We start from the raw sequence: 14,887 nt of genomic DNA, 5'->3' as shown, positions 1-14,887 counted from the left end.
ACGTTAAGGTATTCGCATGTCCACTTCACCGGCCACTTCGGCTTCGACCGCGGCAGCTCCTGCACTCTCCCCAATTCGCTCGAGTCAGGACACACATCCTCCGAAAGTCGAGACCTTTGACCTACGTGAAATGGTCAACACCGACCCCAAGGGCTTTCAGCGCAATGTCGACGAGTTCCGAACTCTCACACCCAGCCGCCTTTATATGCGCCGTGGGATGGATCATCCAAAGTTTGGATATCTAGAGTCATTCCTGCTTGCCGACGAGGGGTTGCGCATCAGCATTTATCACTTCCGCCCGGGCGTGAAGGTGGAACACCAACGCTACGTCGATATTGTCAGCATCGACCGGACTGATCCGCAGTGCTGGCGTATGACCGATTTGTACCTCGACATCCTGCAGGCACCGACCGATCCTGAGGCCATAGCTCCCCTACCTGTCGATGCGACCACACAGATTCGCGTTGAAGATGTCGACGAGCTCGTCGCGGCCCACACCCAAGGGCTGATTAGCGATGAACTCACCGAATTCGCTATCGAGACCACGCTGACTGCACGCGCCGCAATCGCTGCACACGGTGACAACATTGATACGTGGATGCAGACTTTGAACCTCGATGCGACGTGGGCTGATGCTGTTGAGCTTTCGCCCGCAGCCTAAAATGACCACCTCAACAAGGAGTACCGCCCGTGTTCGATAACTTAACCGGCCCCATTCCTCCCGCCGGCCCTGATAGCAATGCGATCATCAAAGCCGTCCGAGCAGCATTTACCTCCTACTTTGAAGAGTCCAACCCCGGCGAAGCCCAGCTGACCTTCCTTGGCTCTGCGCCACTGAAGATGCTGCGCTTCGGACCTGACACAGACCGGATTGCCACCTATGCAACACTGGGTTGCAGTGCCGAGGCGATGCAAGATCCGTCCGCAATGGTGGTGGACACCAACTCTGGCCCGCGTGCCGAACTCATCTTGCCTATTCGTGGTGGACTGGACGAAGTCATCCGCCCGCTGGGTATTCTTGCCGCTTCCCCAAGCATCGAAGGCCTCGTCCTGACCGAGGGGGCACTTATTGACTTCGGCCAGCCACTGTGGGATCAGTCGCGCTTCACCGGTTTTGTGCTGCTCAAGGCAGAAATCCCGCCGGTCGCGGTGGAGGAAACCGAAGTCACAATCTTCCAGCCGGTCCCGGCCACGACCAACGAATTTGCCCTTGCTCGGGCTAAGGGCGTTGACGAACTGCGTCGCGTGTGGGAAACCCAAGGTGTCGACTTCACCGACCCGCACCGCACCAGCGCTGTATAGAAGTTAGCTTTTGTAGTGGTTGCCGGTTTTCTGCTCGTCGGCAAGCGATAAGTGCAACCTAGCAGTGACGTTTCGCGCCGCGACAGCGTGGTTTAGAGTGTGGAGTTATGGCAGTCAATTCGGCTAAAGACGTTCCTTTCCATGCAGCGCAGTCCTTTCGGTGGTGGCGGCTGGCGGTATATGTTTACGTCCCAGCGCTAATCCTCACCGTGGTCAGTTCCCTATTGAAATGGGACGCGACTGTTACGGAAGCGGCAAAGGCCAACAACATCGAGATTTCTGCTGCTCAGACCAGCTTGGCCGTGAGCTTCGCGTTCGCGATTATCGCGCAGACGGCAACGGCGATTGCGTGCTGGTGGCTTGCCGGCAAACTCCTTGAAGGATCGACTGCAGCGCGCACGGTGCTGTCCGTGGCGGCGGCAGTTTTTGTCATTAATGCATCAATGACTCTGGTCGGAACGATTTCCCAGATACGCTCCGGAGACTCGTCGGTGCTCGGTTTGATTACAGCTGGCCTGCTGATCGTTGCCTCTATCATCGCCGCAACTGCAACCGCCCAGTCCTACCGCGGCGAGCGAAACCAGAAGTTCTTTGTGACGACGTAGGCAGCTCTTAGAGATTTGGGGCGGGGCGGGGATGCCTTCCAGGGCCTCCACCGTCCGCTTTAGGTCGGCGTACATTTTAGGTATGCCCACTAATACTGAGAGCACCAGAAACATTTTGAATGGTCTCGCGTCCACCCAATCCCAGCGCGAGGAACTGTACAAATATTTCCACCAGCACCCTGAGCTTTCCATGCAGGAGCACAGCACTGCAGACCGGATTATTCAGGAGCTCGAAGCTTCAGGTATTTCCACACATCGCATCGGAGACACCGGCATCGTTGCCATTATTGAGAACGGTGCCGGGCCGATTGTAGCTATGCGCGCAGACATTGATGCGCTACCGGTGAAGGAGACTTCCGGCAAAGACTACGCCTCCACAGCAACGCAGATTGATGAAAAGACCGGCACAGAGGTCCCCGTCGCCCACGCTTGTGGGCACGACTTCCACCTGATGTCTTTGCTCACAGCGCTGCAGGCTTTCAACGAAAACCTTGATCAGTGGTCTGGCACATTCATCGGTATTTTCCAACCCGCTGAAGAAACCGCCGAAGGTGCACGCGCAATGCTGGCGGCAGATCTGGAGAAGGCTATTCCGCGTCCCGATGTTTATCTCGGTCAACACGTACTAGCTAGCTTGCCCGGCGGCTATGTGGGCACTCGCCGCGGGCCAGTTCTCTCCTCTGCATTCTCGGTCAAAGTCACTGTGTACGGTAATGGCTCCCATGGATCCATGCCGGAGCTCAGTGTCGATCCCGTTGTCTTGGCATCCACCATTGTGATGCGTCTTCAGACGATTGTCTCGCGTGAGGTAGCAGCCACCGAGACCGCAGTGGTGACCGTTGGCGCGATTCAGGCGGGAACTAAGTCCAACATCATCCCTGACTCCGCAGAGCTGCTCATCAACACTCGTGCCTACAACAGCGCCGTGACCGAACACCTCAAAGAGGCAATCGAGCGCATTGTACGAGCAGAATGCGTTGCTGCCCGCTGCCCTCAAGACCCGGAGTTCACTTACTACGACCGCTATCCCCTCACGAATAATGACGGGGATGCCACGAATACTGTGCGCGAGGCATTCGACGCGTACTTCGGTGAAGAAGTCTCCGACTTGGACGCAGTGCCCGCCTCTGAAGATTTCTCAATCATCCCCGATGCGCTTGGAGTGCCATATACGTACTGGGGGCTCGGCGGTTTCGCAGATGAGAGCAGCGCCGTTGGCAACCACAACCCAGCTTTCGCCCCTGACCTCCAACCCACTCTTGACCGGGGAGCAGAGGCAATCGTTGTAGCTGCCTGTGCTTGGTTGGCGAAATGAGGGTGTGATTAGCGAGGCTGATGCGTGCGGCTGCTGGCGAGCTGGTGGATGGTGTAGTGCCGGACTCGTGCGGGACTCGTGCGGGACTCGTGCGGGACGGCCGAAAAAACCGGGGGTTAAGCGAACAAGTAGGCCCCGGCGCACGCCGACCGGACATGCTTCTTGCTACTTAACCCAAAAACTTACGGGCTGCAAATGTGAAACTGTATGAGTTTATGACACTTTGAAGCCGTTTTTCGGGCCATTTCTGTCATAAACGCAGTCAGTAACTCGCATCGCCCCACCGCCGCCGACCATAAACGCAGTCACTAGCGCGCGTTGGGGTTAAGAGACAAATTCTGGGTGATGTGGCAGCATGAAAAAGCCCCCGCCTTGGTAGCGAGGGCTTAGCGTTTGCGCTGGTGATTAGCGCTTTTGTGCGTCTGCGAGAATCTGGCGACCTGCGACCATGCGGCAAATCTGGTTAGTGCCCTCGTAGATCTGGGTGATCTTGGCGTCACGCATCATGCGCTCAACCGGGAAGTCACGGGTGAAGCCGTAACCGCCGAGCAGCTGCACGGCATCAGTGGTGACCTGCATAGCAACGTCAGAGGCGAAGGTCTTGGCGTTTGCGGCCATCAGACCCAGGCGAGCGCCGCCCTCAGCAGTGCCGCGCTCAGCGTTAGCGGCTGCGGTGTAGACCATGAGACGAGCAGCGTCAATCTTCATACGCATGTCAGCCAGCATGAACTGGGTGTTCTGGAAAGCAGCAATCGGCTTGCCGAACTGCTGGCGCTCCTGCACGTAACCAACGGCGTAGTCGTATGCACCCTGCGCGATGCCCAGTGCCTGTGCACCAATAGTCGGGCGAGTGTGGTCCAGGGTCTCCAGGGCAGTCTTGAAACCGGTGCCCTCTTCGCCGATGATGCGGTCAGCCGGGATGCGGCAGTTTTCGAAGTACAGCTCCGCGGTCGGGGAACCCTTGATACCCAGCTTGTGCTCCAGGCCACCGACGCGGAAACCCTCGTCGTCCTTGTGGACCATGAATGCAGAGATGCCGTTGGCACCCTTCTCCGGGTCGGTGACAGCCATGACGGTGTACCAGGTGGAGCGGCCACCGTTAGTGATGAAGCACTTGGAGCCGTTGAGGACCCACTCATCGCCCTCACGGACCGCGCGGGTCTTCATGGAACCGGCATCCGAACCGGCCTCACGCTCAGTCAGTGCGTAGGAAGCCATTTCACCGTTGGCGATGTCCGGCAGGACCTTGCTCTTCAGCTCGTCGGAGCCCTTGAGGATCAAGCCCATGGTGCCCAGCTTGTTCACAGCCGGGATAAGAGAAGCCGAGCCACAGACACGAGCAACTTCCTCAATGACAATGCAGGCCGCAACCGAGTCCGCACCCTGACCACCGAACTGCTCCGGCACGTGGACGGCGTTGAATCCAGCCTCGTTGAGAGCCTTCAGGGCCTCCTCCGGGAAACGCTCGTTCTCATCGACGTCCGCTGCGTACGGAGCAATCTGCTTCTCCGCCAGATCACGGATAACGGCGCGGAGCTCCTGGTGCTCCTCTGGCAGCTGGAACAGGTCGAATCCTGGGGTCAAAGCCATGTGGGTGTTCCTCCCGATTTAATGATTCCGATGTCGTGTTCGATATCGCGCTCTACGCATTTCTACGCAGCACTATCACCGCACGACGTATTTATCTTCGTTCGATACTAGTGGCTAACGCTTCGCCCTACCCGCGAAATTCGTAAAATTCTCGCGTTGCCGCTCGGCGCCCACAGAATAAACTGCGCGAGGAATTCCCGCAGCAGCGATGTCGCCCAGTACCTCAACGGCGTATAGGCGCCGACGACACACCAGGGTTCCAGCCCCCGTTCGCGCATGAGCTTCGCTACCCGTGGCGCATGAAAATCACTGGTCACAACAACCGTTCCAGCGCTCAACGCACCGTCCATGCCGCGCATCAATTCGCACGCATAGTCAATGTTTTCCGACGTATTCGTCGATTGGTCCTCGGGGATCAACTCGATGTCGCCGCGCTTTACGACGTCCCCAGCGTTCGCCTCCAACCACTCCACCATGGCGTCCGCTTCGGAGCAGGTGGCATCTGTCACCGCTTCACTGCCGACCCCACCGGAGCAGATGATTCGCTCGGTACGCTCATCACACGCTGAGACTGCTCGCTGTAATCTTCTGGCCAGCAGGGCCGAGGGCCGATTGTTCTTCAATCCGCATCCCAGTACAACCACGGTGTGTGGCGGCAGAGTTGGTTTTTGGGCTGCACATCGAAGGCGAACGGCCTCGAAAACGATCGCTGCGGCTCCTGGTACTGCGAGGCCGGCGAGCAGGGGCGTCGTCAAGCGATGCGATGCGCGAGCGTAGTAGGCGCGGCAGCTGGCCAGTGTCCACGCGGCACCTACTGTGGGAAGAACCCACCGCGGAGGTCTGCGATTGGGCAGGCGTGGTGGGCGTAGCTCCGAATTAGCGGCGACGCGTAGTCCGCCGACGAGGAGCATGGAACCGAAGCCTGCACCGAGGCACGCGAGTGTTTTTCTCATCAGAGCTTCCACGTTAACTGTTCTGGGACGTTGATGGTCCAGTCGACGAGCTGTTGCGGATTGTGCTTCGCCATATGCTGGGATTCCTGCTCGGCCCACATGTCCCAGTGTTCCTCGAAGTGGTCGTCGCGAGCCATGGCACGGGCAAATCGAGTCTGTGTGTCCAGCTCTACCCAGACTCCCCAGGCGTTGCCGTCGCCGATGGCGCGGGCAGCGGCAAGGTTAGCTTCAGTGACAGCGCCGCAGCCTTCGACGATGAGCGAGGAGTCCGGTGGCGTGGGGACCCACTCGGCGAATTCACTGGCGTACCAGTCCCACCGGCGATACCCGCGCTCATCGGCCGGTAGAGCGGGGTTCAAAATGGTCTCCGCAACTGCGGCCGATGCTTTCTGCAGACCGGACCAGCCCGGATATACATCCTCCAAGTGGATAACTGGCCAACCGAGGATACTGTGCAACTTTGCCGAAAAGGTGGTTTTGCCACTGCCGGAACGGCCATCGATAAGCAGAATCATCGTGATCGAAACGCCTTTGCTACGCCACACCCAGGAAGCGGAACTCCCCGGCCCACACGGAAATACCGATTGCTGCGACGGCGATGGCAAGGCAGGCGGCCATGGTGACATAGTCACGCGCGGCCAATGTCGAGGTGTGCCACCACGTACGCTTAATCGGTGCGCCAAAGCCGCGGGCTTCCATGGCTGTAGCCAGTTTGGTGCCGCGGCGCAGCGCGAACACCAGCAGAGCGAACACCTGGGAAATAGTGCGGCGGATTGCGCCGTGGTCACCCAAACCGCGTGCTCGACGGGCTCGGGTCAGCGCCTGCCAATCGCTGATGAATAGGCCGACGAGCCGCAAACTCGCCACCGTTGCCAGCACAAACCGGCTGGGCAGCTTGAGAATCTGCGCCAGCCCATTGCCCAGATCGGTGGGGTCGATATTGGCTGTCAACACGACAACTGGAGTACCGATAGCCAGCACACGCAACATGATCGCGATGGCCAGGGAAATGGAATTATCCGTCACATGCGCAAGCAGGAAGGAGAAATACTCTTTGCCCTCCGGGTTGCCGTAGAGCGCCATCGAGATGCCCGAGATGGGCGCGGCGATAAGAAGTGGCAGGCTGCGTCCTAGAAAACGACGAAAACCCAAACCCGACAGCGGCACCAAGAAAAGCGTGCAGACAAGCGCAACCACTGCGGAGACCCAGTCGATGGAAATCAGCAGCGGTGTGGTGAGCAAGAATAGGCCCAGTACTCTCGCCACCGGGTTGACCGTCGCGAGGAAAGGCTGCTTACTCGAAATGGCGCTCTGCGTACCTTCAGCCGTACCGGCGGAACCGACTTCAGTCACGATTTCCCTCCTGCTTCGCCCTGGCCGCGCGCACCGCTAGTGCGGCTCGGACCGGCCTGCTCCCCTGAACCACGCTGTCCCGGCGCCGCACGGCCTGACCGCTCCGGATGAAACGAATCCATGTCGATGACGTAGTCCCCCATCGCTTGTACCACCAATGGATCGTGGGTAATCGAGATAACAGTTCGGCCGTCGTCAGCAAGCTGGCGAAGCAAAGTGAGCAGCTCGGTGAATGTCCGGCGGTCTTGGCCGAACGTCGGTTCGTCGAGAAGCACAATATCCGGCGCTGTCGCCAGCATTGTCGCCACCGACAGACGTCGCTTCTCACCGCCGGACAGCGAGAACGGATTCGCCTTGGTCAGAGCCGTTAGCCGCAGCCGCTCAAGTAATTCCTCGATGCGCTGATCAGCGTTGACACCGACAAGCTTGGGGCCAAGCTGCAACTCTTCCAGCACTGTGCCAGTGACAAATTGATGCTCGGGGTCCTGGAACACCGTGCCAATCCGAGTAGCCAACTTCTTCGACGGCCATTTCCACGGCGCACTACCGCTGCCGGCCACTTGGACCGTGCCCGCCATCGGCTCAAGCAGGCCGCCGAGCGTCAGCGCTAACGTGGACTTCCCGCTGCCATTGTGACCAACAATGCAGGTGGAAGCTTCAGATGGAATAGAAACGGATACATCGCGAGCAATCGGATCAACATTTTCGCCACCGCGGAACCACGACTTCTTCGCGCCATAGCCGATGTCCAGCCCACGGGTTTCGATCGCGATGTCACCGCTAGGGTGCCCGTCCTGGTCGCGGGCAACTGAACGCGCGTCCGGCAGCGCAGGCGGAGCTCCCGGAATCCACACCCCAGCATCCGTCAGAGCTTGCCCGTGGTCTTCCAAGACCCGATGCGGTGCACCATCGGCAATCACACCTCCGCGGCCCAGCACGATGATGCGGTCGACCACATCGACCCACGCATCCACTCGATGCTCGACCACAATCAGTGCCGCACCGGTCCTCTCCGCCGCGGTAATCGCAGCATCGCGTAGTACCGGCACACCGGCCGGGTCGATGTTGGCCGTCGGCTCGTCCAAACAAATGACCCGTGCGCCCATTGCCAGCACACCTGCCAATGCGAGGCGCTGCTTCTGCCCACCCGAAAGTCTGTGCGTGGGATGATCCAGCGGCAAATCCAGCCCCACCAAATCCAGGCTGGCGCGCACTCGGTTGCCAATCTCAGCTGGGGCAACGCCCAGGTTTTCCGCACCAAAGGCAACATCGTCGCCAACGCGAGCACTAATCGTCTGCGAGTCAGGGTCTTGCAGCACCAAGCCCACCGAACCCCGTGCGGAAGCAGGAGTACGACCTTCAATCAGGAGCTTTCCGGTGGCTTCGCCATCGGAGTCGTCGCCAAGCACGCCAGCAATAGCGGCGAGCAGCGTCGACTTCCCCATCCCCGACGCGCCGAGCAACAGCACCTTTTCACCGCGCTCGATGTCCAGCGTGATGTCGTTCAGTACCGCAGCTTTGCGCCCCGCGTGCCGATATCCGAACCCCCGCGCGCTCACCGCAGGGACATTTCCGCTTGACGACGGCCCCCGCGTCAACGCCTCATCTGTCATCGATTTTCCTAGACGTCGTCGTGCCGCTCTCGCCCGATGGCAAAACGATCCAGCGCTCCAGTTGCCGCCAGTGCCTTAGCCAGGAAGTAAGCCAGCAGACCGGCGAGGACGGCACCCGACAGCGCCGTGGAGATCAGGTAGATGACGTTGAATTCGAAAGTCTTGGCCAGGTTGCCGGTGAAAAGCTCAAAAGTCCACGCGCCGACACCTGCCATGAGACCCGAGATAACCACGGTGACCAGGTTGTAGCTCTTATACGCCAAAATGAGGAACACCAGCTCCGCGCCGAGCCCCTGCGCCAAACCTGAGTACAGGGTGGAGATACCCCACTGGTTACCGATCAGTGCTGAAACCGTCGCTGCGATTACCTCGACGAAGATAGCGGCACCCGGCTTGCGAATGATGTACGCGCCGAGCGGACCACCGAGGAACCACATACCAGCGACCAAACCGCCAAGACCAGGAGTAAGCGCGTTGACTGCTTCATAGCCCGCACCGCCGATGATGTTCCAGATAACAAAAATCAGGCCAACGGCCACGCCGATAACAGCTGCAATGATGATGTCAATATTTCGCCACGAGAAGTTAGTGCGCGCTGCACTCGCCGATTGCGTCATCCCACTTGCTCCTATTTTTCTTTAACTCGAGCGGCATTGCTCAAACATTATTGATGTATTCATTAGCGGCGTATGAAGCCTGTGTCGACACGCCCTAAGCACTAACTTTTGCCTACCCTACCGCGCCCAGCAGATGGCCTAGATAACATAAGGAACCATGACTAAAGCCGAGCGGTCATCTACAGGAGATACCCCAACTGCCCAAACCCCTCATACGCCGACAGTGGGCGATGAGGGGACAGTCGCGGATTCCGCAGTGAAAACTGCCGAGGCCCCTGGTGCTGACAACACCGCTGAGCAGGAAAGTTCTCGCCCATACTACATGCCCACATTGACGTGGGGCGAGAGACTTGACCTGTCTGCGAAGCAATGGTGGCCTCTCATCGGAGTTGTTATTGCGATACAGCTTGTCGCTCGCATTCTGGTGCTGACTAGCCATGGTTTTTACTGGGATGACTTCATCATTGTTGGCCACCTTTACGACACCCCACTGCTGAGCAAGGACTACCTGCTTCAGGATCACGACGGGCACCTTGCACCACTGGCCTTCTTGGTGCAAGGCCTCTATCACCTCATCGCGCCGTGGAACTGGTGGCTACCGGCTATCACCATGGCCGTGATGTCGGTAGTGCTGACATACGCCACAGCTAAACTCTTTGAGCTTCTCACCGGCCGCACGCTGGTATCGCTCTTCCTCATCACGGTCGTCGCCTGGACTCCGCTGATGCTTCCGGGCGACACCTGGTGGTCGGCCGCGGCCAATTCCCAGCCGTTCCACCTAGCATTCGTGGTTTTCATGATTGTCGCCATTCGCACCACTATGCGTCGTTCCTTCGGCCCCCGCCCGTGGGAAGCCGTAGGCCTGTTCGTGCTGCTGGCAGTGGCGCTGGGATTCTTTGAGAAGTCCCTGGCTATCGCACCGATCTCCATGCTGGTTGTCGTCACTTTGGCTTACATGGAGCGCAGAAATATCCTGCAGGTTCTCCGCCGTGGCCTCGTCATCTGGATCCCATCGATGCTGCTGACCGGCGCCTGGGCACTGTGGTACTACTTCGGCCCCGCCGAAACCACTGGCTTCATTTCCGACAAGCTACAGCCCGAACTGTTCTTCAACGGCCTCGGCCAGATTTTTGCCGGCATCATCGGCGGACCAACAAGCTGGGAACGCTGGGCTCCGGGACAGCCGTTTGCCTCCGCTTCGTCTCAGCTGATTACTCTCGGCGGCATTATCCTGTTGATTCTGTCCGCCACCCTCATCGGCCGCGATTACCGTGGCTGGGCTCCGTGGACGCTATCGGTGGCGTACATGTTCACCACCTTGTTCGCCATCACCCTGTTCCGCTCGGGAGAGAACACCTCTGGCGTGCTGGCGCACACTTTGCACTACTACTCTGATGTCGCGCTCGTGATCGTAATCTGCGTCGCGATCTCCCTGGCTGGACTCCCACCGAAGGACGAGGCGCCAGCGCTGCTACCGGCTCGTACGCACATTCTGATTTGGTCGCTGGGCATCGCGCTGGCTGTCACCTCCACGATTTCCGTGGTCACTTACCGCAATGCCTGGTCTGATGACATCGCAATGGAGTGGATCGGCAACACCAAGGCGTCGCTGTCCGCGCTGCGCGAGGAAGCCGATGCCGCTGGCCCCGACAAGGCGATCGACTACAATCTCATCGACCAGCCCGTCCCCTTCGAAGTTCTCGTGCCCGTCGCCGCTCCGATGAACATGTACTCGCGGGTGTTTGATGCGGTCTCCGATCGCCCGCCGTTTGAGCGCGTCACCGGTCACCCGCGCATGTTCAATACAGACGGTTCGCTTATCGACGCCAAGGTCTCCGAGGTCACCCGTGTCACTGACGGCCCTGTCGAGCAGTGTGGCCATCGCATCACAGTTGGCGAGGACGGCACCGCGTCGGAGGACATCAAGTTGGAGAACATCATCAAGCTCGGTGACTGGGTGCTTGAGTTCCCGGCCACCGCCTCCGAGGACATGGATGTGCGCCTGTCGCTCCCCAATCCTTTCGAGACTGAAGAGCAAACCCGCGGTGGTTCCACAGTCGTGAAGATGAACAACGATCTGCGACCGCGCTATGTGTACCTCAACGGTGGCGGAAATACTCTCCATGTCGATGTGGAAAAGGCGACTCCGGGGGCAACCCTATGCATCGGCGCGGGGGCGATTGGCCCCTTGGTTCCCGCAAGCCGTTAAGAATCCTCTAAGATATTGCTTTAAGATAATGTGAGAAAAGTTTATTAGCCCCTTGCAGCTATTGTTTTTCCGACAGAGGAGCCACATCCATGCGTAACCGCATCGCCGGCGCTATCGCCGCATCCGCCATTGCCGCAGCAGCCCTGGTCGCTTGCTCTCCCCCGAATCAGGTTGACTCGGACGTGAAGGTCGGCGACCAGGCCAACCCGTCGGAGACCTTCGAGCAGAAGGCCACCACTCCGGCATCCTCCGACGAGATGACCCCTGCTGAGACCGCAGAGATGTAATCACTGCATCTGCGAAAACAGGGGTAGCCAGCAAACATAAACGCAGTCACTACCCCTTGTGCCCACTCATCGATGGGGCACGAAAGAATTACCGCCTGGACATTGTGTCCGGGCGGTTTTGGTTCTCCGGGGCAGCCTAGAGCCGCCTAGAGAGCCTAGGAAAACTCAAATTCCACGTGGTCACCATCACGGATCACCGCGCTGGTTGCGCCGTTTTCCAGGTTCAGCTCGACAACGAGCGAGGGCATCTCGCCGGAAGCTCCAGCCTCACCCGAGGCCCCGGCAGCATCGTCCACGAGCGCCGCATCGGTCGCGATCACGCGGTAGCGAAGGAAACCATTGCGCAATTCATCAGTCTCCACGCGAGCGGAGTGCAGCCATGGGAAGCGGCGGCGCAACGCAACGAGCTGCTGATAGGAGCGGTAGAGAGCCTCGCCGAGCGTAGAGAGTTCCTCCGGGCTATCCGGGAACACTGGACGGACCTGGTCGTCACCGCCGATGCGTTCCTCTTTGAGACCGGTATAGCCCTGTTCGTCACCGTAGTAGACCAGTGGCACACCGGCCACGGTAAACAGCACCGCTGCCGCCAGCACGGCCTTGTCGGCCCCTACCTGTGTCGCAATGCGTGAAACATCGTGGTTTCCCACAAACGTCACCGGCACAAAAGACTCCGCGAAGGTGTTATGGCGCTTCAGAGTCCAGTCCAACTCGAAGAAGTTTTCCTCCTTCAGCGCCGACCAGGTCGCTTTCCACAGCTCGTATTCCGTCACCGAGTCCATGCCGGACACCGACACAATCTCCGCATAGTCGCCGTGGATGACCTCCCCGTAGATAAAAGCATGCGGGTGCTCAGCACGCACTCGCGGCAAAACCTTGTGCCAGAACTGTGGATCCACTGCGTAGGCCGCATCCAGGCGCCAGCCATCAATCCCCCGCGCCAGCCAGTAATTCATGACGTTCACGACAAAATCAACAGTCGCGTCACTGGTGTGATCGAATTCGACCAAACTCTCATGTCCCTCAAACACCGGCGCGGTCATGTCGCCATCTGAGTGCGTAAACGCAAAGAGCTGCGCTTCTTCAGAGTCAGGGTTTTCCTTCGCGGTCTTCAGCGCGGGCGCCTCTGACCCGATGTGGTTGAAGACACCGTCGAAAAGCACTTTGATGCCGCGCTCATGGGCAGCTTCGATGACGGCCTTCATGTCCTCTTCGGTGCCCAGGCGCGAGTCGATGCGGTAGTAGTCCTCGGTATCGTAGCCGTGGCTAGTCGACTCGAATACTGGCGCCAGCTGCAGGACGTTGAGCCCGAGCTCCTGGACGTACGGAAGCCAGTCAATCAGTTTGCGAATTCGATTGACCGGCGCGGCGCCTCGATCCTTCTCACGGATGGGCGCTCCCACAAACCCCAGTGGATAGACGTGCCATCCAATCGCCCACTTCGTCCACTCAGGTGCGGCGCCAGCGAGCGTCTTATCAGGGGCGTTGGGGGTAGTGGACATTGTCCTATGCATCCTCTCTAGGTGCCTGAGGCTGATTGGAATTATCTGGTGCCGTCGCAGCCTCAGGGGTCGGTGAGGTCTCCCCCGCCGATTCGCTTGACGACGCCCGCGCCTGGCCCGCATGCGACTTCGGCGTGCCAAGGCCTGCATTCCGCGGCCGTGGAGGCACGGAACCTGCTGCGGGCATGGTCGGAGATGCGACAGGGCGCTCCGGCGGTTGGCTCTTCGACGGGTTCAGTGCATCCAGCGCGATTTGAATTTCCGTGCGCATGCCGCTGACCATGGCTCTCTCCACAATTTTAAACTTGGAGTTGTGAAGAAAGAAGGGATTACCCGCTTCCGGGCCACCGGTGCCGAGGAACATGTAACAACCCGGCGCTTCACGGGAAAAATACGAGAAATCATCCGAAGGAGCCCACGGATCGGCAGCGAACACCTTGGACTTGCCAACCGCCTTCGTCGCCGCATGCCACGCACGATTGACCGCAATGTCGGCGTTGACCACCATCGGGTACGGAATCTGCCAGTCGAAAGTCGCCTGTGCACCGTGAGCCTGGCAGACGCCGTTGACGACGGCCTCGATACGCTGGCAGACAATCTCCCAGTCGGCCTCATCCACCGAGCGGATGGACACTTCCAGGTTGGCCGTATCCGGAATCACGTTGCCGGCCTCACCTGAATGCAGTGAGCCGACATTGACAATGTTCATGTGCTTCGGATCCACATCGCGGGAGACAATCGTGTTCAGCATGAGAGTCGCCTCGCTGGCGATGAGCACCGGGTCAATCGACAGCTGCGGGTTCGAGGAGTGTCCGCCACGGCCACGAATCGCGATGGAGACAATGCCCGACATGGTTGTCACTCGCCCAGCGCAAATCCCCACATGCCCCACCGGATGCGGCGCGACGTGGAAGGCATAGACCTCATCTAAGTCATCGGCGGCGCCCTTGTCGACCAGCTCACGAGCCCCGCCCGGCAGCATTTCTTCGGCGTGCTGGAAGATGCACAGCACCTTGCCGTGCAGCTGATCGCGCATTCCGGAAAGCACCTTCGCAGTGCCCAGCAGCATCGCCGTGTGAACATCATGACCACAGGCGTGCATCACACCCGGCGTGCGCGAGGCGTACGGCAGTCCCGTTTCCTCCTGAATCGGCAGGGCGTCAATATCCGCGCGGTAGCCAATCACACGGCCAGTGCTGGGGTCGCCCGCTGTTCCCTCGATGACGCCAATTACGGACGTCGGGGTCAACCGGTACGTCGGGATGTCCCACTGATTGAGCAAATCCTCAATCATGTCCGAGGTCCTGTACTCCCGGAAGCTCAGCTCCGGATTCTGGTGCAGTTGGCGACGCCATGCCACCGCCTCTTCGATAGGTACTTCAAGGCGGTGCGACGGCAGGGTGTCGTTAGCATCAGTCATGGTTCATAGCATGACAGAAAATAGGCTCCACGACGAGCAGCTACGGAAACTCCCTCACCCATTTTCGCTTCACGACGGCCACAGCGCCCCGACATCTCCCCTGCTAGAGGTGACTTCAGCGCTG

Annotated in this window: 14 protein-coding genes; 6 read left to right on the top strand and 8 right to left on the bottom strand. The window is 59.3% G+C overall.

Annotated features, from left to right (window positions below; translation table 11 throughout):
- The first annotated feature begins 16 nt into the window (after positions 1–16).
- From ADM64_RS06775 to ADM64_RS06760, 4 genes are all read left to right on the top strand, one after another.
- Complete coding sequence (locus ADM64_RS06775) at positions 17–661, top strand: DUF402 domain-containing protein (protein WP_049172719.1); 645 nt, start codon at positions 17–19, stop codon at positions 659–661.
- Between the two features lie 29 nt (positions 662–690).
- Positions 691–1,302: a suppressor of fused domain protein gene (locus tag ADM64_RS06770; RefSeq protein ID WP_049193654.1), complete on the top strand. Its 612-nt coding sequence runs from the start codon at positions 691–693 to the stop codon at positions 1,300–1,302.
- Positions 1,303–1,409: 107 nt separating this feature from the next.
- Positions 1,410–1,907 (top strand): hypothetical protein, encoded by a 498-nt coding sequence (locus ADM64_RS06765; RefSeq protein ID WP_016422385.1) that lies wholly within the window; start codon positions 1,410–1,412, stop codon positions 1,905–1,907.
- Positions 1,908–1,989: 82 nt separating this feature from the next.
- Positions 1,990–3,222 (top strand): amidohydrolase, encoded by a 1,233-nt coding sequence (locus ADM64_RS06760; RefSeq protein ID WP_049193652.1) that lies wholly within the window; start codon positions 1,990–1,992, stop codon positions 3,220–3,222.
- A 405-nt stretch (positions 3,223–3,627) separates the two neighbouring features.
- Here ADM64_RS06760 and ADM64_RS06755 read toward each other — a convergent pair whose 3' ends face one another.
- From ADM64_RS06755 to ADM64_RS06730, 6 genes are all read right to left on the bottom strand, one after another.
- Positions 3,628–4,812, bottom strand: a complete 1,185-nt coding sequence (locus tag ADM64_RS06755) for an acyl-CoA dehydrogenase family protein (RefSeq protein ID WP_016422383.1) — start codon at positions 4,810–4,812, stop codon at positions 3,628–3,630.
- 107 nt (positions 4,813–4,919) lie between these two features.
- Positions 4,920–5,765 carry a YdcF family protein gene (locus ADM64_RS06750; protein ID WP_049193650.1) on the bottom strand — a complete coding sequence of 282 codons (846 nt, stop codon included), beginning with the start codon at positions 5,763–5,765 and terminating at the stop codon, positions 4,920–4,922.
- On the bottom strand, positions 5,765–6,280 hold the full coding sequence (locus ADM64_RS06745) for a para-aminobenzoate synthase (protein WP_049193649.1): 516 nt from the start codon (positions 6,278–6,280) through the stop codon (positions 5,765–5,767). The genes ADM64_RS06750 and ADM64_RS06745 overlap by 1 nt, the downstream gene beginning before the upstream one ends.
- Positions 6,281–6,299: 19 nt before the next feature.
- The gene (locus tag ADM64_RS06740) at positions 6,300–7,070 is read right to left on the bottom strand and encodes an energy-coupling factor transporter transmembrane component T family protein (RefSeq protein ID WP_049172749.1); all 771 of its coding nucleotides are present in this window, start codon (positions 7,068–7,070) and stop codon (positions 6,300–6,302) included.
- A 44-nt stretch (positions 7,071–7,114) separates the two neighbouring features.
- Positions 7,115–8,731, bottom strand: a complete 1,617-nt coding sequence (locus ADM64_RS06735; RefSeq protein WP_049193648.1) for an ABC transporter ATP-binding protein — start codon at positions 8,729–8,731, stop codon at positions 7,115–7,117.
- Between the two features lie 8 nt (positions 8,732–8,739).
- Entirely contained in the window at positions 8,740–9,348 is a 609-nt protein-coding gene (locus tag ADM64_RS06730; RefSeq protein WP_049193647.1) for an ECF transporter S component, read from the bottom strand.
- Between the two features lie 157 nt (positions 9,349–9,505).
- On the opposite strand from ADM64_RS06730, the gene ADM64_RS06725 reads away from it, so the two are divergent.
- Positions 9,506–11,557 carry a hypothetical protein gene (locus ADM64_RS06725; protein WP_049193645.1) on the top strand — a complete coding sequence of 684 codons (2,052 nt, stop codon included), beginning with the start codon at positions 9,506–9,508 and terminating at the stop codon, positions 11,555–11,557.
- An 89-nt stretch (positions 11,558–11,646) separates the two neighbouring features.
- Positions 11,647–11,844, top strand: coding sequence for a hypothetical protein (locus ADM64_RS06720; RefSeq protein WP_049172707.1), 198 nt, complete (start codon positions 11,647–11,649; stop codon positions 11,842–11,844).
- A 155-nt stretch (positions 11,845–11,999) separates the two neighbouring features.
- Here ADM64_RS06720 and ADM64_RS06715 read toward each other — a convergent pair whose 3' ends face one another.
- Positions 12,000–13,343 carry an alpha-amylase family protein gene (locus ADM64_RS06715; RefSeq protein ID WP_049193644.1) on the bottom strand — a complete coding sequence of 448 codons (1,344 nt, stop codon included), beginning with the start codon at positions 13,341–13,343 and terminating at the stop codon, positions 12,000–12,002.
- A 4-nt stretch (positions 13,344–13,347) separates the two neighbouring features.
- Entirely contained in the window at positions 13,348–14,763 is a 1,416-nt protein-coding gene (locus ADM64_RS06710) for a M20 metallopeptidase family protein (protein WP_049193643.1), read from the bottom strand.
- Positions 14,764–14,887 lie beyond the last annotated feature (124 nt).

Origin of the sequence: Corynebacterium sp. 401_CJEI (assembly GCF_001076435.1) — a bacterium.
GTDB classification, from domain to species: Bacteria; Actinomycetota; Actinomycetes; order Mycobacteriales; family Mycobacteriaceae; genus Corynebacterium; species Corynebacterium jeikeium_D.
This window is presented reverse-complemented; position numbering and strand designations above follow the sequence as displayed.

Excerpts from the sequence above, each read along its gene's own strand:
- ADM64_RS06710 (WP_049193643.1), bottom strand. The coding sequence starts at position 14,763 with ATGACTGATGCTAACGACACCCTGCCGTCGCACCGCCTTGAAGTACCT.
- ADM64_RS06750 (WP_049193650.1), bottom strand. The coding sequence starts at position 5,765 with ATGAGAAAAACACTCGCGTGCCTCGGTGCAGGCTTCGGTTCCATGCTC.
- ADM64_RS06720 (WP_049172707.1), top strand. The coding sequence starts at position 11,647 with ATGCGTAACCGCATCGCCGGCGCTATCGCCGCATCCGCCATTGCCGCA.
- ADM64_RS06730 (WP_049193647.1), bottom strand. The coding sequence starts at position 9,348 with ATGACGCAATCGGCGAGTGCAGCGCGCACTAACTTCTCGTGGCGAAAT.
- ADM64_RS06765 (WP_016422385.1), top strand. The coding sequence starts at position 1,410 with ATGGCAGTCAATTCGGCTAAAGACGTTCCTTTCCATGCAGCGCAGTCC.
- ADM64_RS06760 (WP_049193652.1), top strand. The coding sequence starts at position 1,990 with ATGCCCACTAATACTGAGAGCACCAGAAACATTTTGAATGGTCTCGCG.
- ADM64_RS06715 (WP_049193644.1), bottom strand. The coding sequence starts at position 13,343 with ATGTCCACTACCCCCAACGCCCCTGATAAGACGCTCGCTGGCGCCGCA.
- ADM64_RS06755 (WP_016422383.1), bottom strand. The coding sequence starts at position 4,812 with ATGGCTTTGACCCCAGGATTCGACCTGTTCCAGCTGCCAGAGGAGCAC.
- ADM64_RS06735 (WP_049193648.1), bottom strand. The coding sequence starts at position 8,731 with ATGACAGATGAGGCGTTGACGCGGGGGCCGTCGTCAAGCGGAAATGTC.
- ADM64_RS06725 (WP_049193645.1), top strand. The coding sequence starts at position 9,506 with ATGACTAAAGCCGAGCGGTCATCTACAGGAGATACCCCAACTGCCCAA.
- ADM64_RS06775 (WP_049172719.1), top strand. The coding sequence starts at position 17 with ATGTCCACTTCACCGGCCACTTCGGCTTCGACCGCGGCAGCTCCTGCA.
- ADM64_RS06745 (WP_049193649.1), bottom strand. The coding sequence starts at position 6,280 with ATGATTCTGCTTATCGATGGCCGTTCCGGCAGTGGCAAAACCACCTTT.